The sequence below is a fragment of the Pseudomonas glycinae genome (assembly GCF_001594225.2).
GTDB lineage: Bacteria > Pseudomonadota > Gammaproteobacteria > Pseudomonadales > Pseudomonadaceae > Aquipseudomonas > Aquipseudomonas glycinae.
The window spans coordinates 1,613,180-1,636,878 of record NZ_CP014205.2 but is presented as its reverse complement, the minus strand read 5'-3'; the positions used below and the strand labels follow the sequence as shown (position 1 = coordinate 1,636,878).

18 protein-coding genes are annotated in these 23,699 nt (G+C 62.4%); 12 read left to right on the top strand and 6 right to left on the bottom strand.

From position 1 onward, the window contains the following. The first annotated feature begins 22 nt into the window (after window positions 1-22). The 4 genes from AWU82_RS07340 (at window position 23) to AWU82_RS07325 (ending at window position 7,067) form a co-directional block, all read left to right on the top strand. Window positions 23-1,675, top strand: a complete 1,653-nt coding sequence (locus AWU82_RS07340; RefSeq protein WP_064381644.1) for a VRR-NUC domain-containing protein — start codon at window positions 23-25, stop codon at window positions 1,673-1,675. After that, on the top strand, window positions 1,672-3,957 hold the full coding sequence (locus AWU82_RS07335; RefSeq protein ID WP_064381642.1) for an ATP-dependent DNA helicase: 2,286 nt from the start codon (window positions 1,672-1,674) through the stop codon (window positions 3,955-3,957). The genes AWU82_RS07340 and AWU82_RS07335 overlap by 4 nt, the downstream gene beginning before the upstream one ends. Window positions 3,958-4,132: 175 nt before the next feature. Beyond that, on the top strand, window positions 4,133-5,047 hold the full coding sequence (locus AWU82_RS07330) for a zeta toxin family protein (RefSeq protein ID WP_064381640.1): 915 nt from the start codon (window positions 4,133-4,135) through the stop codon (window positions 5,045-5,047). Between the two features lie 100 nt (window positions 5,048-5,147). Then, window positions 5,148-7,067 (top strand): hybrid sensor histidine kinase/response regulator, encoded by a 1,920-nt coding sequence (locus AWU82_RS07325; RefSeq protein WP_064381638.1) that lies wholly within the window; start codon window positions 5,148-5,150, stop codon window positions 7,065-7,067. Window positions 7,068-7,069: 2 nt separating this feature from the next. Here AWU82_RS07325 and AWU82_RS07320 read toward each other — a convergent pair whose 3' ends face one another. The 4 genes from AWU82_RS07320 to AWU82_RS07305 all read right to left on the bottom strand — a co-directional run bounded on the left by AWU82_RS07320 (window position 7,070) and on the right by AWU82_RS07305 (window position 11,265). Beyond that, window positions 7,070-8,413, bottom strand: a complete 1,344-nt coding sequence (locus AWU82_RS07320; protein WP_064381636.1) for a cation:proton antiporter — start codon at window positions 8,411-8,413, stop codon at window positions 7,070-7,072. A gap of 48 nt (window positions 8,414-8,461) precedes the next feature. After that, complete coding sequence (locus AWU82_RS07315; protein WP_064381634.1) at window positions 8,462-9,073, bottom strand: Yip1 family protein; 612 nt, start codon at window positions 9,071-9,073, stop codon at window positions 8,462-8,464. Between the two features lie 90 nt (window positions 9,074-9,163). Continuing rightward, window positions 9,164-10,021, bottom strand: coding sequence for a glucose 1-dehydrogenase (locus AWU82_RS07310; protein WP_064381632.1), 858 nt, complete (start codon window positions 10,019-10,021; stop codon window positions 9,164-9,166). Between the two features lie 95 nt (window positions 10,022-10,116). Then, window positions 10,117-11,265, bottom strand: a complete 1,149-nt coding sequence (locus AWU82_RS07305; protein ID WP_064381631.1) for a MalY/PatB family protein — start codon at window positions 11,263-11,265, stop codon at window positions 10,117-10,119. A gap of 251 nt (window positions 11,266-11,516) precedes the next feature. Between AWU82_RS07305 and fdnG the strand changes: the two genes are divergently transcribed. From fdnG to fdhE, 4 genes are read left to right on the top strand one after another with little or no spacing between them, the layout of a single operon-like run. Next, window positions 11,517-14,582: a formate dehydrogenase-N subunit alpha gene (gene fdnG / locus AWU82_RS07300; protein ID WP_139831556.1), complete on the top strand. Its 3,066-nt coding sequence runs from the start codon at window positions 11,517-11,519 to the stop codon at window positions 14,580-14,582. 14 nt (window positions 14,583-14,596) lie between these two features. Beyond that, window positions 14,597-15,532 carry a formate dehydrogenase subunit beta gene (gene fdxH, locus AWU82_RS07295; RefSeq protein WP_064381625.1) on the top strand — a complete coding sequence of 312 codons (936 nt, stop codon included), beginning with the start codon at window positions 14,597-14,599 and terminating at the stop codon, window positions 15,530-15,532. Continuing rightward, window positions 15,529-16,182, top strand: coding sequence for a formate dehydrogenase subunit gamma (locus AWU82_RS07290; protein WP_064381623.1), 654 nt, complete (start codon window positions 15,529-15,531; stop codon window positions 16,180-16,182). The genes fdxH and AWU82_RS07290 overlap by 4 nt, the downstream gene beginning before the upstream one ends. Before the next feature lie 3 nt (window positions 16,183-16,185). Then, on the top strand, window positions 16,186-17,112 hold the full coding sequence (fdhE, locus tag AWU82_RS07285) for a formate dehydrogenase accessory protein FdhE (RefSeq protein ID WP_064381620.1): 927 nt from the start codon (window positions 16,186-16,188) through the stop codon (window positions 17,110-17,112). A 3-nt stretch (window positions 17,113-17,115) separates the two neighbouring features. Here fdhE and AWU82_RS07280 read toward each other — a convergent pair whose 3' ends face one another. Continuing rightward, on the bottom strand, window positions 17,116-18,447 hold the full coding sequence (locus AWU82_RS07280; RefSeq protein ID WP_064381619.1) for an ATP-binding protein: 1,332 nt from the start codon (window positions 18,445-18,447) through the stop codon (window positions 17,116-17,118). Beyond that, a complete protein-coding gene (locus AWU82_RS07275; protein ID WP_524902739.1) occupies window positions 18,444-19,154 on the bottom strand; it encodes a response regulator transcription factor in 711 nt (236 codons plus the stop codon). Before AWU82_RS07275 ends, AWU82_RS07280 begins: the two co-directional genes overlap by 4 nt. A gap of 165 nt (window positions 19,155-19,319) precedes the next feature. On the opposite strand from AWU82_RS07275, the gene AWU82_RS07270 reads away from it, so the two are divergent. Genes AWU82_RS07270 through selB form a run of 4 tightly spaced genes read left to right on the top strand, consistent with a single transcriptional unit; the run spans window position 19,320 to window position 23,694 of the window. Next, window positions 19,320-19,631, top strand: a complete 312-nt coding sequence (locus tag AWU82_RS07270) for a hypothetical protein (RefSeq protein ID WP_011334117.1) — start codon at window positions 19,320-19,322, stop codon at window positions 19,629-19,631. 17 nt (window positions 19,632-19,648) lie between these two features. After that, the gene (locus AWU82_RS07265; RefSeq protein WP_064381615.1) at window positions 19,649-20,329 is read left to right on the top strand and encodes a DUF3313 domain-containing protein; all 681 of its coding nucleotides are present in this window, start codon (window positions 19,649-19,651) and stop codon (window positions 20,327-20,329) included. 51 nt (window positions 20,330-20,380) lie between these two features. Next, entirely contained in the window at window positions 20,381-21,787 is a 1,407-nt protein-coding gene (selA, locus tag AWU82_RS07260) for an L-seryl-tRNA(Sec) selenium transferase (RefSeq protein ID WP_064381613.1), read from the top strand. Next, window positions 21,784-23,694 carry a selenocysteine-specific translation elongation factor gene (selB, locus tag AWU82_RS07255; RefSeq protein WP_064381611.1) on the top strand — a complete coding sequence of 637 codons (1,911 nt, stop codon included), beginning with the start codon at window positions 21,784-21,786 and terminating at the stop codon, window positions 23,692-23,694. Before selA ends, selB begins: the two co-directional genes overlap by 4 nt. Window positions 23,695-23,699: the final 5 nt, after the last annotated feature.

Here is a 23,699-nt window from a genome sequence, read left to right as displayed (position 1 = left end):
TTGCCATGGCCCCGAAATTACCGTGACTGCCAATCCCCTCGACGACCCGTTCTATTACCTCAACAACTTCCGCCAGGTGCTTGATTGGCTTGAGCTTCGTTATGCCGATGTGATGAGCGAAGCGGAACACGCTTTCATTCGCGACTTCACGGCACTGCCGCGCGGATCCCAGGGATTGCTGGTGCGGATGGTGATGCGCAAGGGCGTGCATTTTCGCGCCGGCAAGCTGAATTATCCGGAAATCGGCGACATCACCGAGGCGGCGCAACCGCTGCTGGATCACGGCTGGCTCGATGAACAGGCGCCGTTGTCGATGGCGGATCTATTCGAGGTGTTGCTCAAGGCCGAGATTCTGCAAGCCTTCGGCCCGGCCATCGACCAGCCCAAAGGCAAGAAAGTCGACTGGCTGCCGCAGCTGCACGAACAATTCCCCGAGCCCCGCAGTTTCCGGCAATGGTGCCCGGCGCTGGCGGACCGGCTGTTCAGCCTGACGCTGATGGACCTGTGTGATCGTTTTCGCCTGATGTTCTTCGGCAACCTCTATCAGGACTGGTCGGAGTTCGTACTCGCCGACCTTGGCATCTTCACCTACGAAAAAGTCGAATTCAGCGCCGATTCCCGGGGCTTGCGCAGCCGTGCCGACGTCGATGCATGCCTGTTTCTGCACGATTGCCAGCTGTATTTCGAAGCTGGCGAGCCGCTGGAGCCGATCGTCGAGCAGGTCGCGGCGCTGCATTGTGACAACCCGTGGCTGCAACGTCGGCGCGGCAAGCTGTTGTTCCAGATCGGCCAATACTGCGAGCGCCTGGGCGAGTTTGCCCTGGCGCTGAAGATCTATCGCGACTGCGCCTATCCCGGCGCGCGGTTGCGGATGATCCGCGTGCTGGAACGCAGCGCCGAATACGCGCTGGCCCTGGAACTGGCGGTCATTGCCGAACAGGCGCCGGAAACCGCCACCGAACAGCAGGGCTTGCAACGGATATTGCCGCGTTTGCGGCGCAAGCTCGGCGGGCCGCCGATCAAACGCACGGCGCCGGGCATGGTGGAACGACTGGATCTGCACCTGCCGCGTCTCGATCCGGCATTGTCGGTGGAATATCACGTTCAGGCGCACCTGCACGAAGAAACGGGGCCGGTGCATTACGTGGAAAACAGCCTGATCAACTCACTGTTCGGCCTGCTGTGCTGGCCGGCGATCTTCGCGCCATTGCCGGGCGCGTTCTTTCACCCGTTCCAGCGCGGGCCGGTGGATCTGCTCAATGAAGACTTCCAGCCCCGCCGCGCCGAGCTGTTTCGGACCTGTCTGGCCGAACTTGACGATGGCCGTTATGCCGACACCATCCGCGCGCGGTTCACCGCCAAATGGGGCGTGCAGTCGCCGTTCGTGTTCTGGGGCGCGCTCAATGAAGAACTGCTGGAGCAGGCCTTGGCCTGTCTGCCGGCCGAACACCTCAAGCACTGGTTCAGCCGTCTGCTGCTGGACATCAAGGCCAATCGCGCCGGCATGCCCGACCTGATCCAGTTCTGGCCGCAGCACAAGACCTACCGGATGATCGAAGTCAAAGGCCCCGGCGATCGTTTGCAGGACAACCAGCTACGCTGGCTGGAGTTCTGCAACACGCACCGGATGCCGGTCGCCGTGTGTTACGTGCAATGGGCGGAGCAGGACGCTTGAGCTACAGCATTGCGGTGCGGGCGCTGTGCGAATTCACCGCGAAAACCGGTGACCTCGACCTGCGCTTCACCCCGTCACCGACCGCGCTGGAGGGCATCGCCGGGCATCGCACCGTGGCGTCCCGGCGCAACGACGCCTACCAAAGCGAAGTGGCGCTGGAGGGCGCATTCGGGCCATTGAAGGTCAAGGGCAGGGCAGACGGCTACGACCCGACGCAGAACTGCCTGGAAGAAGTCAAAACCTATCGCGGTGACCTGAGCAAACAGCCGGCCAACCACCGCGCGCTGCATTGGGCCCAGGCGAAAATCTACGGCTGGTTGATGTGCTGTCGCTTGCAGCTGGAGCAGATCAATCTGGCGCTGGTGTATTTCGACATCGTCACGGAAAAGGAAACCTGTCTGGTCGAAGCGTTCAGCGCCGATGCGCTGCGGCAGTTCTTCGAACAACAGTGCGGTTTGTTCCTGGCGTGGGCCGAACAGGAAATGATTCACCGCGAAGCGCGCAACCGGGCGGCGCAGCAATTGGGGTTTCCCCATGCCGCGTTTCGCCCCGGTCAGCGTCACCTCGCCGAATCGGTGTTCAAGGCCGTCAGCACCGGTCGCTGCCTGATGGCGCAGGCCCCGACCGGGATCGGCAAGACCCTAGGCACCCTGTTTCCGATGCTCAAGGCCATGGCGCCGCAGCAACTGGACAAGGTCTACTTTCTTACCGCCAAGACGCCCGGACGCAAACTGGCGCTGGATGCGGCGCAGGTGCTGTTCGATCACAGCGAAACCTTGCCCCTGCGAGTGCTGGAAATGGTCGCCCGGGACAAGGCCTGCGAACACCCGGACAAGGCTTGCCACGGTGAATCCTGCCCGTTGGCCCAGGGCTTTTACGACCGTTTGCCCGCTGCCCGCGAAGCCGCCAGCCAATTGCGCCTGCTGAATCAGGCCGCGCTGCGTGAGGTCGCCTTGCAACATGCGGTATGTCCGTATTACCTGAGCCAGGAAATGGCCCGTTGGGCCGACGTGGTGGTGGCGGACTACAACTATTACTTCGATTTCAGCGCGCTGCTGTTCGGTCTGGCCCAGTTCAATCAATGGAACGTTGCGGTGCTGGTGGACGAGTCGCACAACCTGGTCGAGCGCGGGCGGCAGATGTACAGCGCGACGCTCGATCAGGCAACACTGGGCAGCGTGCGCAAAACCGCGCCCGAGGCCTTGAAAAAATCGTTGCAACGGGTCAATCGCGAATGGAACGCCCTGCACAATGACCAGTTGTCGCCGTATCAGGCCTACGACAAGGCGCCGGAAAAACTGCTGCAGGCTCTCTCTTCCTGCACGGCGAGCATCGGCGACTACCTCAACGATCACCCGCAAGGACTCGACAGCGGATTGCAGAATTTCTACTTCGAGATGCTGCAATTCGGTCGGGTGGCAGAACTGTTCGACGCGCATTACCTGTTCGACATCAGCAAACGTGACCTCGAACGCAAACGCCCGTTATCGCAACTGTGCCTGCGCAACGTGGTGCCGGCGGCGTTCATCGGCCCGCGCCTGACGGCGGCGCGCAGCAGCGTGCTGTTTTCCGCCACCCTCAGCCCGCGCCACTATTACGCGGATTTGCTCGGCACGCCGGCCAACACGGTCTGGATCGACGTCGAGTCGCCGTTCAGCGCCGAGCAATTGCAGGTGCAGATCGTCAGCCGGATTTCCACCCGTTTCACGCACCGGCAAGCGTCGCTGGAACCGATTGTCGAGCTGATCGCCCGCCAGTTCAGTGAACGTCCGGGCAACTACCTGGCGTTCTTCAGCAGTTTCGATTACCTGCAACAGGTCGCGCAGTTGCTGGCCGAGCGGCACCCACACATCACCCGGTGGCAGCAATCCCGAGGCATGGACGAAGGGGCGCGTCAGGCGTTTCTCGATCAATTCACCGCCGACAGTCAGGGTATCGGCTTCGCCGTGCTCGGCGGCGCGTTCGGCGAAGGCATCGATCTGCCCGGCGCGCGGCTGATCGGCGCGTTCATCGCCACCCTCGGGCTGGCTCAGCTCAACCCGGTCAATGAACAGATGAAACGCCGTATGGCCGCGATCTTCGGCGCCGGCTACGACTACACCTATCTGTTCCCCGGCGTGCAGAAAGTGGTACAGGCCGCCGGACGGGTGATCCGCACCCAGCAGGATCGCGGCGTGGTGATGCTGATCGATGATCGCTTTGCCGAGGGCCGGATTCGGCAGTTGCTGCCGCGCTGGTGGTCGCTGGAAGGGAGTGAATGCGCAGGAAACCTGTCGGGTTGACGTACGTTTTCGGGACTTTGAACAGGGCGATTTTCACCGCAGGCTGTAGGAATAATCATCTATAAAACAGTGACATACGTTGTAAATATCTTGTCTTTGATGAGGTCAGAAAACCGGTCTTTAGTCAAAGGGCCGGTCACCGGTATCCCTCAAGACGAGATAAGGAAATCACTGCATGTCTGTCACCACTGCCTATCACTACACCTACACGCCGGAGCAGGTCACTGCCGCTTTCGATACCCTCAGCCCGACGCTGTTTTCCGCAGTAACGGCCGAGACCACACCCCGGATGCTGGTCACTGCCGGCGTGCAAAGTTCGGGCAAAACCTACCTTCTGGAAAAAAGCCTGCTGCCTTCCGGTCGCTATCAAAACCATGTTCGCCTTTACCTTCCCCAGTATCGGGAAAAGCATCCGCAATATGAGGAAATGATCAAAATCGGCGTATTGCATGCCTACGAACACACAGAGACGTTCGTCCGCGATCTGTGCCAGAAGATTTTCGAAAGAGCCTTCAAAGACAAACTCAACATCATTCTGGAGTGCGCATTCGACACCATCGAATTTGCCGCCTTGCCTGAGTACGCCGCCAATGCCGGCTATCAGCTGGAAGTGCACGTGGTCGCCTGCAACTACCCCTTTGCCTTTATTTCCGGGGTTCGACGCGGGCTCAAAAGCCTCGAAAAGGGCGAACTCGAGCGTTTCGTCAAACCGTCGGTGCTGAAAACCAGCCTTGGTAACGCTCATGCGGTGCTGTACACGCTGGAGGCGGCCGCCAAAAAAGTCAGCGGATCGCAGATTTTTCTGTACGAACGCGGCCTGGGGGCCTTGCAGGATCGGGTCCTGCGCGCGCACAGCACATACAGCCTGGACAGCCAGAACAGGCTCTCCATGTCCTCGACATTCACGCCTTACAGCTACGAGGCCTATCAGCGTATTTTCAGCAAATCGGTCAATGGCGAAAGCGAGCGTAATGAAATGGTCAGGGAGAGCCATCTGGCCTTGTCCAAAGCAACGCAATACGCGACGCAGGTACCGGATTTCCTCTTCAATGCGCTTTACGCCAGGATCGTCAGATATGTCCAGCGATGAGCTGCTGTCCCTTGCCCTGCCCGGTATGCTTTTGCAGCTGTCCATTCCACCGGTTTGACGCATACTCCTGTCATTGAGAATTTGCTTTGAGCCAAGCCTGATGAGCGAGAACAAGAAGTGCGCTGCAATCGAAGACATGCGCTTTCGTTTGCTGATCGATGCGGTGGTCGATTATGCGATCTACATGATCGACCCCGAGGGGATCATTACCAGCTGGAACTCCGGCGCCAAGCGCTTCAAGGGTTACGAAGAAGCCGAGATCCTTGGCGAGCACTTTTCAAGGTTCTACACCGACGAAGATCGCGCCAACGGTTTGCCGCAGCGGGCGCTGGACACGGCGATTCGCGAAGGCCGGTTCGAGGGTGAAGGCTGGCGGGTACGCAAGGACGGCACGCATTTCTGGTGCCATGTGGTGATCGACCCGATTTTCAGTCCGAGCGGGCAATTGCTCGGCTTTGCCAAGATCACCCGCGATCTGACCGACCGCAAGATGGCCGAAGAAACCCTCAAACAGAGCGAACAGCAGTTTCGTCTGCTGGTGCAGGGCGTCACCGACTACGCGATCTACATGCTCAGCCCTGAAGGTCGGGTGACCAACTGGAACCCCGGTGCGCAGCGGATCAAGGGCTACAAGCCGGAGGAGGTCATCGGCCGGCACTTCTCGATGTTCTACACCCCGCAAGACCGGGAAGCCGGAGAACCCCAGCGTGCCCTGGAGACGGCGGTGCGCGAGGGCCGGTTCGAAAGCAAGAGCTGGCGCCAGCGCAAGGACGGCACGCGGTTTCTGGCGCATGTGGTGGTCGATGCGATTCGCGGCGACACCGGCACTTTGCTCGGTTTTGCCAAGATCACCCGCGACGTCACCGAAGCCACCCAGGCACGACAGGCCCTGGAGAAAACCCGCGAGGCGCTGTTCCAGGCGCAAAAGATGCAGGCCATCGGCCAACTCAGCGGCGGCATTGCCCACGACTTCAACAATTTGCTGACGGTGATCCTCGGCAACCTGGAAATCGTGCGCAAACGGGTCGGCGATGACCCGAAAGTCAGCCGTCTGCTGGAGAACGCCACCCAGGGCGCATTGCGCGGCGTGTCGCTGACCCAGCGCATGCTGGCCTTCGCCCGGCGTCAGGAACTCAAGACCGAACCTGTCGAGATTCCGCAACTGGTACAGGGCATTACCGGGCTGTTGCGCAGTTCACTGGGGCCGGGGATCCGCATCGAAACGCAGTTCCCCGAAGACCTGCAAGCGGTGCTGGCCGACAGTAATCAGCTGGAGCTGGCGGTGCTCAACCTGGCGACCAATGCTCGCGATGCCATGCCCGAGGGCGGCAGCGTCACCCTCAGTGCCGAAGCCGAAGTGGTCATCGAACAGAACGATTCAACGCTGGCGGCCGGGCGTTATGTTTGTCTGCGAGTGAGCGATACCGGTGAAGGCATGGACGCTGACACGCTGGCGTCGGCGACCGATCCTTTTTTTACCACCAAGGGGCTGGGCAAAGGCACTGGTCTGGGGTTGTCGATGGTCCATGGATTCATCGAGCAATTGGGTGGCCGCTTCATTCTGAAAAGCACCAAGGGGCAGGGCACCACCGCTGAACTGTGGTTGCCGGTCGCCATCGAAGGCGCCGCGGCCAAATCGATTGGCTCGAATGCGTCCACCGATACCGTGCCGCGCCTTAGCGTGCTGGTGGTCGATGATGACAGTCTGGTACTCACCAGCACGGTTCTGCTGCTGGAAGACCTTGGTCACCGGGTGGTCAGTGCCACCTCCGGCGCCCGGGCCCTGGAGCTGTTCGAACGGGGCGAGGTGATCGATCTGATGATCACCGATATGGCCATGCCGAAAATGAGCGGCGCGCAACTGGCTCACGCCGTACGCCTGCTCAAGCCGGATCTGCCGATCATCCTCGCCACCGGCTATGCCGAACGCCTCGAAGGATTTGCAGCGGGGTTGCCGCGACTGTCGAAACCGTTCAATCAGCTGAATCTGGTGGAGATCATTGCCCGGTCGATGAAGTGAGTTCAGGGTTTGTGTGTTTTATGCCGCGCATAGCGCGCGAGGATCGGCTGGGTGCTGACGCCGTGCAGCAGAATGCTCAGGGCCACGACCGACAGGGTCAGGTCGGTACACAATGTGGCCATGTTGTCTCCCAGCCCATGGTTCAGCGCGTAGAAGAGGTAGAACAGACTGCCGATGCCGCGGATGCCGAACCAACCGATCAATAACCGTTGGCGTCCTGCCAGCAACGCCCCCCACGGCATCAACCCCACGCAGACGGGGCGAATGACACAAAACAGCACGCCGCCAACCAGCAGTGCCCGCCAGTCCCAGTGGCTGACCAGCACCACACCCAGCAGGGTAACCAGAAACACCTCCATCGCCCGTTCCACCAGACCGCCGAACGCGAGCATGTCGCCCATCATGATCCCGGCGGCGACCTGACTGTCTTCCAGCCGCTCGGTGTTGCCGTGCACCGCCTGCTGCGGCTCGACGTTCTGATGACCGACCACCGGTTGCACCATGTGCTCGGCGGGCGGTTGGTGGGCGCCGGTGGATTTGACTTCCTCCTGACGCAAGCCGAGGCCGGCGGCGAATACCGACAGAAAGCCATAGCCGCCGATGGATTCAGCCACCACATACGCCAGCGCAATCAACGCCAGGGCCAGATAGTCATTCGGGCTCAGAGTGCTGTCATCGTTGCGGATACGTAGCGAGAGGGTCAGTCGACCGATGCCACGGCCCATCCAGTACCCGCAAAGCAAACCGGCTGGAACCGCCCAGAGCACGCTGCGCATAACCCAGGCGGGCCACTCGGCGGCAAACCCTTCACCGTGCAGCAGCAACAGCCCGAGGATCACGAACGGAAAGGCGATTCCGTCATTGAGCCCGGCCTCGCCGGACAGGCCGAACCGCACGCTGTCGACATCCCGCGCATCGTTGACCTGCACCAGCGCCGCAAGCACCGGGTCGGTCGGCGCCAGAATCGCCCCGATCAGTAGCGAAGGCCCCCAATCGAGATCCAGGCCAAAATGCAGCAACAGGCAGACGCCAATGATCGTCAGCACCATCACCGGGCCCGCCAGGCCGAATGCAATCCGCCAGCGTTTGTCGCGCAACGGCAAACGCAACTTCAAACCGCAGACGAACAGGGAAAACAGCACCGCGACTTCGGTCAGGTGCTCCATCCACAAAGAGGCTTCATTCAACGGCAGTTTCAGCAGGTCGAGCCCGGCCGGCCCGATGCCGACACCCAGCAGCAAACAGACAGCGGAGGTGGTGACCGGCATCCAGCGCAGGTACGACGACGTCAGCGCCAGGGTCAGCAGCACGGCACCGAGCACCGCCACCCAGATGATGAAGCTCATGACGCGCGGCCCGTAAGGTCAGTTCGATGCCGCCCCGACATGACCGGCCTAACCTGCAGTCGTGCGCAGGTATTCCGGCGTCAGCACGTTGAACCACAGCAGAATCATCGACACCAAAAACGTCACCAGCACCAGCAGCGCGACACCCCACACACTGGCCGAATACAGCAAACCCTGTTCCTTGCGCTCGTGCATGAAAGTCGGCAGGCCGACGAACAACAGGAATGTCGAATAGATCGACGCTGCGCCGAGCACCAGCACCGCCAGCCAGCGGCTCGGGTACAGGCCGGCGATACCGGCGATGAAAAACGGGGTGACGGTGTACGCCGCGAAACCGATGCACTGATTGAGCGTCGGCCGCGCATCGAAAGTGCGCGACATCCAGCGAATGAATCCGCCGATGATCACCACGCCAATCACGATGGTCAGGTACAGCAAAATACTCAGTTGCAGTGCGCTGGCACTGCTGAGTCTCACGGTTTCACCGACTGCCAGGCTCCAGCCGACATAGGTGGTGCCAATGAACAGGCACACCGCCGGCACAAGGGCCAGCAGCAGCAAATGGGCCAGGTAATGACGCGGATGCGCCTCTTCTTCGCGGCGGATATCGGTCCAGGCGAAGTTAGGCTGGGTAAAGAGCTTGACGATAGGTGCGGACATGACGACCTCCTGATCTCTCGCAACCCGAATGGGCCATGAAGGTATGGAGAGGTCGCCTTGTCCAGCGGTTCACTTTTTCTGGCAAGCGGCTCAGAGCATCGGTTTGCCGCCTGTCACGCCGTAGCGCTGGCCGGTGATGTAGCTGGCTTCGTCAGACGCCAGCAGCACGTAGATCGGCGCGACTTCCACTGGCTGTCCGGGACGCCCGAGTGGCGTTTGCTCGCCAAAATGTTGCACTTCCTCATCGGGCATGGTCGAGACAATCAGCGGCGTCCAGATCGGCCCCGGCGCCACGCAATTCACGCGGATTTCCCGCGGACCGAGCATCTGCGCCAGGCCTCCGGTGAAATTGGCGATCGCGCCTTTGGTGGTGGCGTAGGCGAGCAGGGAGGGTTTTGGCATGTCCGAGTTGATCGAACTGGTGTTGATGATGGAGGAGCCAGGTCCCATGTGTTTGATGGCGGCCTGACACAGGCGGAAGATCGCGGTGATGTTGACGTCGAAGGTCATCACCCATTCGTCGTCAGGAATCTCCTCGAAGGTTTCGTGGGTCATCTGGAAAGCCGCGTTGTTGACCAGCACGTCGATGCGGCCGAAGCGCTCGACGGTTTGATCCACCAACGCCTGGCACTGGGATTTCTGCGCAATGTCACCGGGCAGCAACAGGCACTGGCGGCCGGCCTGTTCGACCCAGCGCGCGGTTTCCTTGGCGTCTTCGTGTTCATTTAAATAGGCGACGGCTACGTCGGCACCTTCGCGGGCGAAGGCAATGGCCACCGCACGGCCGATGCCACTGTCGGCACCGGTGATTAAGGCGATCTTGCCGGCCAACCGGCCGGAGCCGGTGTAGCTCTGTTCGCCGCAATCAGGATACGGCTCCATCTTGCGCTGGGAGCCGGGAACCGGTTGCGCCTGTTTCGGGAACGGGGGTTTTGGATAGTCGGTCATCGTCAATCTCCGGGTCTCATGGCAAGTAGGCCGGTTGACCCGGCCCGTTTGCGCTGAGTTCGATCTGATTGACGCTCGGGTTTGCCCTGACTTGATTAGCGGGACTTGAGGGCGCGCTCCATCCGCGCGATGCCTTCTTCCAGCATCGAACGCGGGCAGCCGAAGTTCAGGCGCACGAACTGTTGGCTTTGATCGCCAAAATCCAGGCCCGGGCTGAGGCCGACGCGGGCGTGGTCCAGGAAGAATTTTTGCGGGTCGTCCAGGTCCAGCGCCGAACAGTCGAGCCAGGCCAGGTACGTGCCTTGCGGCACATTGAGGGTCACGCCGGGCAAGCGGTTGCGCACGGCGTCCACCAGCCAGTCACGGTTGGCTTGCAGGTATTGTTTCAGCGCTTCAAGCCACGGGCCGGCCTCGCTGTAGGCCACGCGCGTTGCTTCCATGCCCAGCGGATTGACGCTGTCGACCATGCCGCAACGGGCGTGGTTGACTCGTTCGCGCAGGGCCGCGTCCTGGATGATCATGAACGAAGTCTTGAGGCCGGCGATGTTGTAGGCCTTGCTTGCCGACATCAGGGTGATGGTGCGGCGGGATATTTCCGGGCTCAGGGACGCAGTCGGAATGTGGACGCGGCCGTCGTAGCACAGCTCGGCATGGATCTCGTCGGAGATGATCCAGGCGTCCTGCGCCACGCAGATGTCCGCCACCGCTTGCAGTTCTTCGCGGCCGAAGACCTTGCCGATCGGGTTGTGCGGGTTGCTCAGGAGCAGGGCACCGCCGCCGTGCAGGGATTCACGCAAGGCGTCCAGCGGGGTGGCGTAGCTACCGTCGGCCTGGGCGTTGAATTCCAGCTCGACCTTGTTCAGGCACCAATGGCCCGGCGCGTGGCGCAGCGGCGGGTAGTTCGGGGTTTGCACCACGACGTTCTGCTGCGGTTGCACCAGCGCCTTGAGCGCCATGTTGAAACCCGATTCCACGCCCGGCAGGAAGATCAGCTCCTGGGGTTGAACCCGCCAGGCGAACTTGTTCCAGAGGTCGGCGACGATGGCCTCGCGCAGGTTGTCCTGAGCCACGCTGTAGCCGACCAACGGGTGCAACAGGCGTTGTTGCAGCGCCTCGATGACCACCGGCGGCGCGGCGAAATCCATGTCAGCGACCCACATCGGCAACACGTCGGCCGGATAGCGGCTCCACTTGGTGCTGCCGGTGTCGTGGCGGTCGAATACCTGATCAAAATCGAAAGTCATGCGCGGTCTCTGAAGGCGGAGATGGGTCGTGCCGGCGATGATAAACCCCAAGTACTGCGGGAGCCACATTACCTGTGGGAGCTGGCAAGCCAGCTCCCACAAATATTCATATATTTGCCCGACGGTCGGTTTTCACACAGGCGGCGGGGGCATTGTCTACAGTGAAAAAGTCGGTACCTGTGTGCCGCCACCGTGATTGTCCAGAACAAACCCGGCTCAAGTACCGGGTTCCACCTGATCAGGAGTGCACGATGGATCTCAGCCGTCGTCAGTTCTTCAAGGTCGCCGGTATCGGCCTTGCAGGCTCTAGCCTGGGCGCGTTGGGCATGGCCCCGACGCAGGCCTTCGCCGAGCAGGTGCGCCACTTCAAGCTTGCCCACACCCATGAAACCCGCAACACCTGCCCGTATTGCTCGGTCGGTTGCGGCTTGATCATGTACAGCCAGGGCGACGCGGCGAAGAACGTTGCGCAAAACATCATCCATATCGAGGGCGACGCCGACCACCCGGTCAATCGCGGCACGCTGTGCCCGAAAGGCGCCGGCCTGCTGGACTTCATTCACAGCCCCGGCCGCTTGCAGTACCCGCAGGTGCGCAAGCCCGGCAGCAGCGAATGGACCCGGATCACCTGGGACGAAGCCCTCGACCGCGTCGCCGACCTGATGAAGGCCGACCGCGACGCCAATTTCGTCGAGCAGAACGCCCAGGGCCAAACGGTGAATCGCTGGCTGACCACCGGATTCCTCGCGGCGTCGGCGGCGTCCAACGAAGCGGGCTACATCACCCACAAGGTGATTCGCAGTCTCGGCATGCTGGGGTTCGATAACCAGGCGCGTGTCTGACACGGCCCGACGGTGGCAAGTCTTGCCCCGACGTACGGCCGTGGAGCCATGACCAACACCTGGACCGATATCGCCAACGCGAATCTGATCCTGGTGATGGGTGGCAACGCAGCAGAAGCCCACCCTTGCGGCTTCAAATGGGTGACCGAAGCCAAGGCGCACAACGCCGCGCGGCTGATTGTGGTCGATCCGAGGTTTACCCGGACCGCGTCCGTGGCCGATTACTACGCGCCGATTCGCACCGGCAGCGACATCGCGTTCATGGGCGGGCTGATCAATTACCTGCTGACCGAGGACAAGATCCAGCACGAATACGTGCGCAACTACACCGACGTGTCGTTCATCGTCAGAGCCGGTTTCGGCTTCGAGGACGGGCTCTTCACCGGTTACGACGCGGCCAAACGCAGCTATACCGACAAATCCACCTGGGGTTACGAGCTGGGGGATGACGGCTTCGTCAAAGTCGACCCGACCCTGCAGGACCCGCGCTGCGTCTATCAACTGATGAAGCAGCATTACAGCCGCTACAACATCGACCTGGCGAGCCAGATCTGCGGCATGCCAGTCGATGCCATGAAGAAAATCTGGGAGGAAATCGCCACCTGCTCGGCACCGGGCAAGACCATGACCATTCTTTACGCGTTGGGCTGGACCCAGCACTCGATCGGCTCGCAGATCATCCGCAGCGCGGCGATGGTGCAACTGTTGCTCGGTAACGTCGGCATGCCCGGTGGCGGGGTCAACGCCTTGCGCGGGCACTCGAACATTCAGGGCCTGACCGACCTCGGTCTGCTGTCCAACGCGCTGCCGGGTTATCTGACCTTGCCGACCGATGCCGAGCAGGATTACGCGGCCTACATCCATAAACGCACACAAGTACCGTTGCGGCCGGGGCAATTGTCCTACTGGCAGAACTACAGCAAGTTCCACGTCAGCCTGATGAAAGCCTGGTACGGCGCCAATGCCACCGCCGAAAACCAGTGGGCCTACAACTACCTGCCGAAACTCGACATCCCCAACTACGACATCCTCAAGGTGTTCGATCTGATGGGGCAGGGCAAGGTCAATGGCTATATGTGTCAGGGCTTCAACCCGATTGCCGCTCTGCCGGACAAGAACCGGGTGATGGCGGCGCTGGCCAAACTGAAATGGCTGGTGGTGATGGACCCGCTGGCCACCGAAACCTCGCAGTTTTGGGAAAACGTCGGGCCGTTCAATGATGTGAAGAGCGCCGATATCCAGACCGAAGTCATTCGCCTGCCGACCACCTGTTTTGCCGAAGAGGACGGTTCGCTTGTCAACAGCAGCCGCTGGCTGCAATGGCATTGGAAAGGTGCCGATGGCCCCGGCGAGGCGCGCACTGACGTGCAGATCATGAGCGCGCTGTTCCTGCGCCTGCGTGAGCGTTATCAGGCCCAGGGCGGCAAATTCGCCGATCCGCTGTTGAAGCTGTCGTGGCCGTACAAGATTGCCGAAGAACCCTCGCCGGAAGAAATCGCCAAAGAGGTCAACGGCTACGCCACCACTGATTTCACCGACGCCACGGGTGCGGCGATCAAGGGCAATTCGCAACTGGCCGGGTTCGCCCAGCTCAAGGATGACGGCAGCACTGCGTCCGGCTGCTGGATCTTCTGCGGCAGCTGGACCGAAGCCGGCAACCAGATGGCCCGCCGCGACAACAACGACCCTTACGGCATGCATCAGCATCAAGGCTGGGCGTGGGCCTGGCCGGCCAACCGGCGGATTCTCTATAACCGCGCTTCGGCGGACGTCACCGGCAAACCCTGGGATCCGAAAAAGCGCCTGGTCTGGTGGAACGGCAAGGCCTGGGGCGGCACCGACGTGCCGGACTACAAGGCCGACGTGCCGCCGGAAGCCGGGATGAACCCGTTCATCATGAACCCCGAAGGCGTGGCGCGGTTCTTCGCCGTCGACAAGATGAACGAAGGGCCATTCCCCGAGCACTACGAGCCGTTCGAAACGCCGATCGGCATCAACCCGCTGCACCCGGAAAACAAGAAAGCCACCAGCAACCCGGCGGCCAGGATCTTCGATTCGGTGTGGGGCAGCCTCGGCGTGGCCAAGGATTACCCGTATGCAGCGACCAGTTACCGGCTGACCGAGCATTTCCACTTCTGGAGCAAGCACTGCAAGTTGAACGCGATTGCCCAGCCCGAGCAGTTCGTGGAAATCGGTGAAGTGCTGGCCAAGGAGAAGGGCATCGCTGCCGGCGACCGGGTGCGGGTCAGCAGCAAGCGCGGGTTCATTGAAGCGGTGGCGGTGGTGACCAAAAGGATCCGGCCGTTGCAGGTCAACAACCAGGTGGTGCACCAGATCGGCATTCCGCTGCACTGGGGTTTCACCGGCCTGACTCGCCACGGTTACCTGACCAACACCCTCGTGCCGTTTCTCGGCGATGGCAATACACAGACCCCGGAATCCAAGTCATTCCTGGTCAACGTGGAGAAGCTCTGATGGAGAATCTTTAGATGGCCAGCCAAGACATCATTGCCCGCTCGGCCACCACCACGCCGGCGCCTTCGATACGCGGCCAGGAACAGGTGGCCAAGCTGATCGACACCACCAAGTGCATCGGCTGCAAGGCCTGTCAGGTCGCGTGCTCGGAATGGAACGAACTGCGCGACGAGGTCGGCCACAACCACGGCACCTACGACAATCCGCAGGATCTGAGCGCCGATTCATGGACGCTGATGCGCTTCACCGAGCACGAAACCGACGCCGGCAACCTCGAATGGCTGATCCGCAAGGACGGCTGCATGCACTGCGCCGAGCCCGGATGCCTGGCGGCGTGCCCCAGCCCTGGGGCGATCATCAAGCACGCCAACGGCATCGTCGATTTCGATCAGGACCACTGCATCGGTTGTGGTTACTGCATCACCGGTTGCCCGTTCAACATCCCGCGCATTTCGCAAAAAGATCACAAGGCCTACAAATGCACGCTCTGTTCGGACCGGGTGGCGGTGGGGCTGGAACCGGCCTGTGTGAAAACCTGCCCGACCGGCGCCATCGTGTTCGGCACCAAGGACGACATGAAGACCCACGCCGCCGAGCGCATCACCGACCTGAAAAGCCGTGGCTTCGACAACGCCGGCCTGTATGACCCGGCTGGTGTCGGCGGCACCCACGTCATGTACGTGCTGCACCACGCCGACACCCCGAAAATCTACGCCGGCCTGCCGGACAACCCCGAGATCAGCCCGCTGGTGGGCTTGTGGAAAGGCATCAGCAAACCACTGGGCCTGCTGGCCATGGGCGCGGCGGTGCTGGCCGGGTTCTTCCATTACGTGCGGATCGGCCCGAACCGGGTCGAGGAAGATGAACATCCCGAACCGCCCGACACCTCGGTGCACGTTGTCGATCCGGCGGTGCACACCTTCGACCCACGCGGGGAGGACCGGCCATGAGCAACAAGACGATCCTGCGCTACACCGCCAACCAACGCACCAATCACTGGCTGGTGGCGATCCTGTTCTTCATGGCCGGGCTGTCGGGGCTGGCGCTGTTTCATCCGTCGATGTTCTGGCTGACCCACCTGTTCGGCGGCGGCCCGTGGACACGGATCCTGCACCCGTTCATGGGCGTGCTGATGTTCGTGTTCTTTCTGGGTCTGGTGTTTCGCTTCTGGCGCTCGAACTTCTTCATCGACAACGACTGGAAATGGCTGCGGCGCATTGACCGGGTGCTGGTCAACGACGAGGAGACCGTGCCGGCGGTGGGCAAGTACAACGCCGGGCAAAAGCTGCTGTTCTGGACTTTACTGCTGTGCATGCTCGGATTGTTGTTCACGGGACTGGTGATCTGGCGCGCGTATTTCAGTCATTACTTCGGCATCACCACGATCCGCTGGGCCATGCTGCTGCACGCTCTGGCGGGGTTTGTGCTGATCCTGAGCATCATCGTGCACATCTACGCCGGGATCTGGATCAAGGGCTCGGTGGACGCGATGATGCACGGCTGGGTCAGCCGCGCCTGGGCCAGGAAACACCATGCACTCTGGTATCGCGAGGTGGAAAGCCAGGATCCGCCAGAGCGACCGGTCACGAAAAAGGGCTGACGTTTGCCAACCATCCTCGAACCCGGAGAAATCGAAGCGGCGGCCAGTTCGCCGCCGTTTCTGCACCTGCCACCGCACAACCTGTTCCTGTTGCGGGCCCAGCGTCTCGAGCGTCTGGCCGAAGGGCATCCGCTGGCCGATTACCTGCATTTGATCGCCGGTTTGTGCCGTGTCCAACAGCAAATCCTCGATGATCCGCCCTCGACCGCGCCGCTTGATGAACAGCGGCTGGAGGTCTGCCGACAACACGGCATTCCACCGTTCGCCGCCGATACCCTGATTCGCGAAGACACCTGGCAGCTGTATCTCGGGGCTTTGCTCCAGCGTTATGTCGTCCCCGAGCAACCGGCGGTGGTCGAGGCCGTGACCACGCTGCGCATCGCCAGCCCCGGCCAGTGGCGCGCCTGGGCCGTGGCGCTGGTCAGCGGCCAGTATTCGCTGGTGCCGGCGGCGCTTGTGCCGTTTCTCGGGGCGGCGCTGCAAGCGGCGTGGAGTCACTGGCTGCTCAGTGCGCCAAACCTGCAACTGACGCCCGGCGACAGCCTCAGCCAGTGCCCGGCCTGTGGATCGCCGGCCATGGCCGGGGTGATCCGCCATCGCGGCAAGCACAACGGCCTGCGTTATCTGGTGTGTTCGCTGTGCGCCTGCGAATGGCATGTGGTGCGGGTCAAGTGCGTGTATTGCGAGCAGAGCAAAGGGCTTGAGTACCTGAGCCTCGAGGATGATCGCCACGCCGCCAATCAGGCGCCGTTGCGCGCCGAAGTCTGTCCGGGCTGCAACAGCTACCTGAAATTGCTGTATCTGGAGAACGACGGGGAGGGCGAGGCGCTGTCGGCGGATCTGGGCAGTCTGCTGCTCGACATGCGCCTGGCTCAGGACGGCTATCAGCGGCTGGCGCCGAATCTGTTGCTGGCGCCCGGCGACGAATAGGCCTCAGCGGTGCGGCAACTCAACGCGTGCGCGTAAGCCGCCGCTGCGGCGGTTACGCAAACTGAGTTCGCCACCCTGTTCACGAATGATTCCTCGTGCCGCCGAAAGACCGAGCCCTACGCCACCGGTGTCACGGTTGCGCGAGGTCTCGAGTCGGAAGAACGGATCGAACACCCGCTCCAGCGCGTCCTCAGGAATTCCCGGCCCCTCGTCTATCACCTCGATGCGGATCGACGTGTCATCGCAGCTCAGCGCCACACTGGGTCGCTGTCCGTATTTCACCGCGTTATCCAGCAGATTGACGATGACCCGTTTGATGCCCAGCGGCCGGCCGTCATACACCACATGCGCCGGACCGCTGAAGTCGATGTCGATGTGCTGATCGCGGTAGTCATCGACGATGGTTTGCAGCAACTCCGACAGATCGAACGTGGTGGATTGTTCCAGGTGGGTGTCTTCTCGGAAGAACGCCAGGGCGGCGTTGATCATCGATTGCATTTCCTCGATGTCGCGGATCAGTTTGCCCTGATGGTCCAGATCCTCCATGAACTCGCTGCGCAAGCGCATCCGGGTCAGCGGGGCGCGCAAATCGTGGGAGATGGCGGCCAGCATGTGGGTGCGCTCGCCGATGAAATGCTGGATCTGCGCCTGCATCGTATTGAAGGCGACGATGGCCTGACGGATTTCGTGCGGGCCTTCGAGATGGATCGGCGGCGCTTTCAGATCCCCGCCGAAACGCCGCGCCGCATGGGCAAAGCGCTGCAACGGCTGGGCCAGTTGCCGCGTGGCGAGCCAGGCGACCAACAGGGTGGCGACCAGCCCCAGGGCAACGATCACGGCAATCCGCACGTTCAGGCTCAAGCCCCAACTGCGCTCCGGCGGCGTGAATGACAGCCAGCTGTCATCGGCCAGCCGCACCAGCGCCATGTAATGCGCGCGAGGGCTGCCGGCGGGCCAGTCGTCGGGGTTGAACACGTCGATCTGTCGGTTATCGCCAAGCAATTGCCGCAGCGCCGGTACTTTTCCGGCCTCGACCTGTTCGCCGTCCCCCGGCAGACCGAAGTCGACCCGACGGGGTTTCCACAACACCTCAAGTATCGGGCTGCTGGCGGCACTGGCCAGTTGCGGGCGCAGGTTTGCCGGCGCAGCCTCGATCACTCGGGTAGTAGCGGCAATCTGTTCCAGCAGCCCGGTGCGCTCGATCGGCGGCCGAGCCCAGATCCCCGCGACCTGAACGAACAGCGCGTTGAGCAGCAGCGAAGCGAGCATGGCCGCGACGATTGTCAGGGCAATCCGCCGGCTGAGGGTGTCGCGCCGCAGCATCCGGCCGATCATGAGCGGCTGACCTTGGCAGTGAACATGTAGCCGCCGTTGCGCACGGTGCGGATCAGGTCCGGGCGTTTGCTGTCCGGTTCGATCTTGCGCCGCAGCCGGCTGATCTGCACGTCGATGCTGCGGTCATAGGCGTCGTGGCCCTGGCCGTGGGTCAGGTCGATCAGTTGTTCGCGGGTCAGGATGCGTTGCGGATGTTCGAGCAGCACCAGCAACAGGTCGAATTCGCCAGCGGACATCGGAATCATCACGCCGTCGGGCGAGCGCAGTTCACGGCAGGTGATGTCCAGATGCCAACCGGCGAAAGCCATGACCGGCCGTGAAGGCTCGGTGCCGGACGGCGTGTTCTCACCGACCCGACGTTGCAGCGCGCGCACCCGGGCCAGCAGTTCCTGCGGGGCGAAGGGTTTGGTCAGGTAATCGTCGGCGCCCAGTTCGAGGCCGACAATGCGGTCGCTCAGCTCGGCCATCGCCGTGAGCATGATGATCGGAATGCCCATCTGCGCCCGGACCTTCTGGCACAGGCTCAGGCCGCCCTCGCCGGGCAGCATCAGGTCGAGGATGATCGTGTCCGGCCGTGCCTGCGCAATGGCCGCCCACATGGCCTCGCCATGGGCGGCGACATCGACCTGATAGCCGTGCTGAACGAAGAATTTCTTCAGCAAGGACAGAATTTCCCCGTCGTCATCGACGATCAGCAATCTGCTCACGTTTGCGCAATCCATGAACCCAAAAAGAAGCGCATCTAAAACCATTTCGATGCGCCGGTCATATATTTCAATCCTGCAACATTCCTTCAGCGCAGACATCAGCCGGACATCGTCGGGCAAACATCCGCAGGCACTCTGCAGGCCTTCCAACCAAGGGGGCTCAACATGAAGGACATGAACAGCGGCTACATCACCCGGGACCATGGCGCCGTACGCCCGTTGATCCTGACCCAGCGCACCACCGCACCGGGCCCGGACACGCCGATCCTGTTCCAGGAGACGTGCCTGGGGCTGGCCAACGATCAGAGTCAGTTGATCCTGCGCCGCTATTTCGAACGGTTCAGCCCGACCGAGGCCCATTGGGTCGAATACCTGCACACGATTCCTACCGCCGAATTCATTCAATGGATCATGACTCACGGCCAGTTGCGCATCGAGTGCTCCGACAACACCCCGCACAGCCACGTCCACGCCTGAACAAGGAAACACCATCGATGACTAGCCATCGCTCACTGGCCGTGCTGTTTGCCGCCACCCTCAGCCTGTCGGCGTGCAGCAGCAAGAAGCTACCGACCGAGCCGCAGGCCGGGTTTCTGCGGGATTACAGCGTGCTCAAGGAAGGGCAGACCGCTTCGGGGCAAACAATATTGAGCTGGATCAGCCCGACATTGGCGAGAGGGCGTTACACCCAGGTTTACCTGGCGCCGAGCCAGTTCTATCCACGGCCCCAGCCTTCGTCGCGCGTTCCACAAAGCACCTTGTCGGGCGTGACGCATTATTACGACGCAGCCCTCAGGCTGGAGCTGGGCAAGGTGCTGCCGCTGGCGTCGAAGCCTGGCCCGAACACGCTGATCGTCAAACCGGCCATCACCCAAGTCGCCGCCAGTACTCAGGGTCTGCGCTTTTATGAATGGCTGCCGGTGACGCTGGTTGCGGCCGGGGTGAGCAGCGCCACCGGCATTCGTGACCGCGACAGTGAGATCGCCACGGAAGTGTCCTTCGAGGACGGTTCCACCGGCGAGGTCGTGGCCGAAGTGGTGCGCAAGGGCAAGGGCGTGCCGCTGGAGAACGACAAACAGGTCATGACGCCTGATAACGTGAAAGCCGTGCTCGATGGCTGGGCCACGGACTTGAGTCAAACCTATGTGCCGGTTCAGCGGGCCGCGCTGCGCTAGAAGCAGGGTGGTCTAACATCATCAGGCGTATTTCGATTTCGGGAGTGCCTGATGTCCGTAAGTGTTGCCCTGCGGTTACCGTCGATTGACAGCCTGTTGCGCCACCCCGCGTGCCAGCCATTGGCCGAGCGTTACGGGCGTGAGGCGCTGTTGACGGGGTTTCGCCAGTTACTGGATGACTTGCGCGAAGCGGTGGTGGCGGGGCAACTGACCGCCGTTGAAATCAGCCCTGAAGCGCTGGCCGGAAGGGTTACCGAGCGTCTGGCGCTGAAGCAGCGCAGCCAGGTGCGTCGGGTGTTCAACCTGACCGGCACCGTGCTGCACACCAACCTCGGCCGCGCCTTGCTGCCCGAAGAAGCCATCGACGCCGTGCAACTGGCGGCGCGCTATCCCTTGAATCTGGAATTTGATCTGGCCAGCGGCAAGCGCGGTGACCGCGACGACTTGATCGAAGGCCTGATTCGCGAGCTGACCGGCGCCGAAGCCGTGACCGTGGTCAACAACAATGCCGCCGCCGTGCTGCTGACGCTCAACAGCCTGGGCGCGCGCAAGGAAGGCATCATTTCCCGGGGCGAACTGATCGAGATCGGCGGCGCGTTTCGCATTCCCGACATCATGAGCCGCGCCGGCGTGCGCCTGCACGAGGTCGGCACCACCAATCGCACCCATGCCCGCGACTACGAGGCGGCAATCAGCCCACGCAGCGGCCTGATCATGCGCGTGCACGCGAGCAACTACAGCATCGAAGGCTTCACCGCCCGGGTGCCGACCTCCGAACTGGCGGCGTTGGCCCATCGGCATGACCTGCCGCTGCTGGAAGACCTGGGCAGCGGCAGTCTGCTGGACCTGACCCGCTGGGGTTTGCCGGCGGAACCGACGGTGCGCCAGGCGCTGCTCGATGGCGCCGACATCGTCACCTTCAGCGGCGACAAACTGCTCGGCGGGCCTCAGGCGGGTGTGATCGTCGGGCGCAAGGACCTGATCGCGAAGATCAAGAAGAACCCGCTGAAACGCGCGTTGCGGGTCGACAAACTGACGCTGGCCGCACTGGAAGCGGTGCTCGGGCTCTATCGCGACCCGGATCGTCTGGCCGAGCGTTTGCCGAGCCTGCGCCTGTTGACCCGACCGCAAGCCGACATTCTGGCCCAGGCCGAACGCCTGCAACCGGCCTTGGCCGAACTGCTGGGCGAGGGCTGGATCGTCACGGCGCAGCCGGCGCTGGGCATGATCGGCAGCGGCAGCCAACCGGTGGCGCGCCTGCCGAGCGCAGCGTTGTGCCTGCGCCCACAGGTATCGAAACGCCTGCGCGGACGTTGCCTGCTGAATCTGGAAGCCGCGCTGCGCGCCTTGCCGATCCCGGTGCTCGGGCGGATCGATGACGACGCGCTGTGGCTGGATCTGCGGCAGCTCGACGATGAACCGGCGTGGCTGGCGCAACTCGGGCAGTTGCAAACGTGATCGTCGGCACGGCAGGGCACATCGACCACGGCAAGACGTCACTGCTGCAAGCGCTGACCGGGCAAACCGGCGACCGCCGCCCGCAGGAACGCGAGCGCGGGATGACCATCGACCTCGGTTATCTCTACGCCGAACTGGCGCCCGGCGCCGGGCTGACCGGCTTCATTGACGTGCCGGGGCACGAGAAATTCACCCACAACATGCTCGCCGGCGCGCAGGGCATCGATTTGGTGTTGCTGGTGGTGGCGGCGGATGACGGCGTGATGCCGCAAACCCGCGAGCATCTGGCGATCGTCGAACTGCTGGGCATTCCACGGGCGCTGGTGGCGATCACCAAGTGTGATCGGGTCGAGGCGGGCAGGGTGGAAGAGGTTCGCAGGCAAGTTGTAAGCCTGCTGGCGCCCGGGCCTTATGCCGAAGCACCGTTGCTGATGGTTTCCAGCGTAACGGGTGAGGGCGTCGATGCGCTGCGCGAAGCGTTGCGGCAGATAGAAAGCGAGGAGCGCAGTCGCGAAGGCAGTTTTCGCCTGGCCATCGACCGGGCGTTCAGTGTCGCCGGCGCCGGGATCGTGGTGACGGGAACGGCGCTTTCGGGCTCGGTCGCCGTGGGTGACAAGCTGAGTCTTGGGCCGGCAGGCAAAACCGTGCGGGTAAGAGGCCTGCACGCGCAGAATCAGATCGCCGAACAAGCCTTCGCCGGCCAGCGCGTGGCCCTGAACATCAGCGCGGATCGTCTGGAACTCGGGCAGATCCATCGCGGCCAATGGTTGCTCGCCGAATGGCTGCACGCACCGACCCAGCGGCTGGATATCGAATTCCGGTTGTTGCCGGGCGAGCGGGTTTTCCAGCATTTCCAGCCGGTGCATCTGCATCTCGGCACTCAGGACGTGATCGCCCGAGTCGCCTTGCTGGAGGGTTCAAGCCTGGCGCCTGGCGAGCGCATGTTTGCGCAACTGCTGACGAACGCTCCGGTGCACGGCGTCCACGGTGATCCGCTGATCCTGCGTGACGCCAGCGCCCAGCGAACGCTCGGCGGCGGGCGCGTCCTTGATCCTTTCGCCCCGGCCCGCCAACGGCGCAGTCCGGAACGGCTGGCGCAACTGCGAGTGCTGGCGATCAGCTCCGAGCTGGAACAGGCTTTGCCGACGTTGCTGGAATACAGCGCAAGCGGCCTCGACCCGAAACGCCTGGAGCGCCAGTTCAATCGTCCGCGTGACGGCTGGACGCTGCCGGACAACGTCCGCCTGATCGAAACCCGACAAGGCCCGGTGCTGTTCAATGCGCAGCGCTGGGGCATGCTCAAGTTCACCCTGCTGGAGCAACTGGCGCGCTTTCATGAACTGGAGCCCGATCAGATGGGCCCGGATCGTGACCGTCTGCGGCGTTTCAGCGGTTTGAGCCTCGAACGCGCGACCTTTATCAGCCTGCTGGAAGAACTGCTCGGCGCCGGTTCACTGGCCGCCAGCGGCCCGTGGCTGCATTTGCCCGACCATCAAGTGCGCCTGAGCACCGACGACGAAAACCTGTGGCAGGCGCTGCAGCCATTGTTCGAGCAGGCCGGTTTCGATCCACCGTGGGTTCGTGACGTGGCGCAAGTCGTCGGTCAGGATGACGCGACCGTGCGTTTGCTGCTGCGCAAACTGGCGCGTCTTGGCGTAATGCACCAAGTGGTGCGCGACCTGTTTGTCAGCGACATCACGCTGCGGCAAATGGTGGCGGTGCTGCTGCGCCTGGCCGAAGAAAATCCGCAGATCGAAGTCACGGCCTTCCGCGATGCGCTAGGCTTGGGACGCAAGCGCAGTATTCAGATCCTTGAATACTTCGATCGGCTGGGCCTGACCCGGCGCGTCGGCGAAGGCCGGCAAATCCGCACCGACAGTGCGCTGGCCAACCCCGGCGCCGACTGAGTTCA

Excerpts from the sequence above, each read along its gene's own strand:
- AWU82_RS07330 (WP_064381640.1), top strand. The coding sequence starts at position 4,133 with ATGTCTGTCACCACTGCCTATCACTACACCTACACGCCGGAGCAGGTC.
- AWU82_RS07325 (WP_064381638.1), top strand. The coding sequence starts at position 5,148 with ATGAGCGAGAACAAGAAGTGCGCTGCAATCGAAGACATGCGCTTTCGT.
- AWU82_RS07320 (WP_064381636.1), bottom strand. The coding sequence starts at position 8,413 with ATGAGCTTCATCATCTGGGTGGCGGTGCTCGGTGCCGTGCTGCTGACC.
- AWU82_RS07315 (WP_064381634.1), bottom strand. The coding sequence starts at position 9,073 with ATGTCCGCACCTATCGTCAAGCTCTTTACCCAGCCTAACTTCGCCTGG.
- AWU82_RS07310 (WP_064381632.1), bottom strand. The coding sequence starts at position 10,021 with ATGACCGACTATCCAAAACCCCCGTTCCCGAAACAGGCGCAACCGGTT.
- AWU82_RS07305 (WP_064381631.1), bottom strand. The coding sequence starts at position 11,265 with ATGACTTTCGATTTTGATCAGGTATTCGACCGCCACGACACCGGCAGC.
- fdxH (WP_064381625.1), top strand. The coding sequence starts at position 14,597 with ATGGCCAGCCAAGACATCATTGCCCGCTCGGCCACCACCACGCCGGCG.
- AWU82_RS07290 (WP_064381623.1), top strand. The coding sequence starts at position 15,529 with ATGAGCAACAAGACGATCCTGCGCTACACCGCCAACCAACGCACCAAT.
- AWU82_RS07280 (WP_064381619.1), bottom strand. The coding sequence starts at position 18,447 with ATGATCGGCCGGATGCTGCGGCGCGACACCCTCAGCCGGCGGATTGCC.
- AWU82_RS07270 (WP_011334117.1), top strand. The coding sequence starts at position 19,320 with ATGAAGGACATGAACAGCGGCTACATCACCCGGGACCATGGCGCCGTA.
- AWU82_RS07265 (WP_064381615.1), top strand. The coding sequence starts at position 19,649 with ATGACTAGCCATCGCTCACTGGCCGTGCTGTTTGCCGCCACCCTCAGC.
- selA (WP_064381613.1), top strand. The coding sequence starts at position 20,381 with ATGTCCGTAAGTGTTGCCCTGCGGTTACCGTCGATTGACAGCCTGTTG.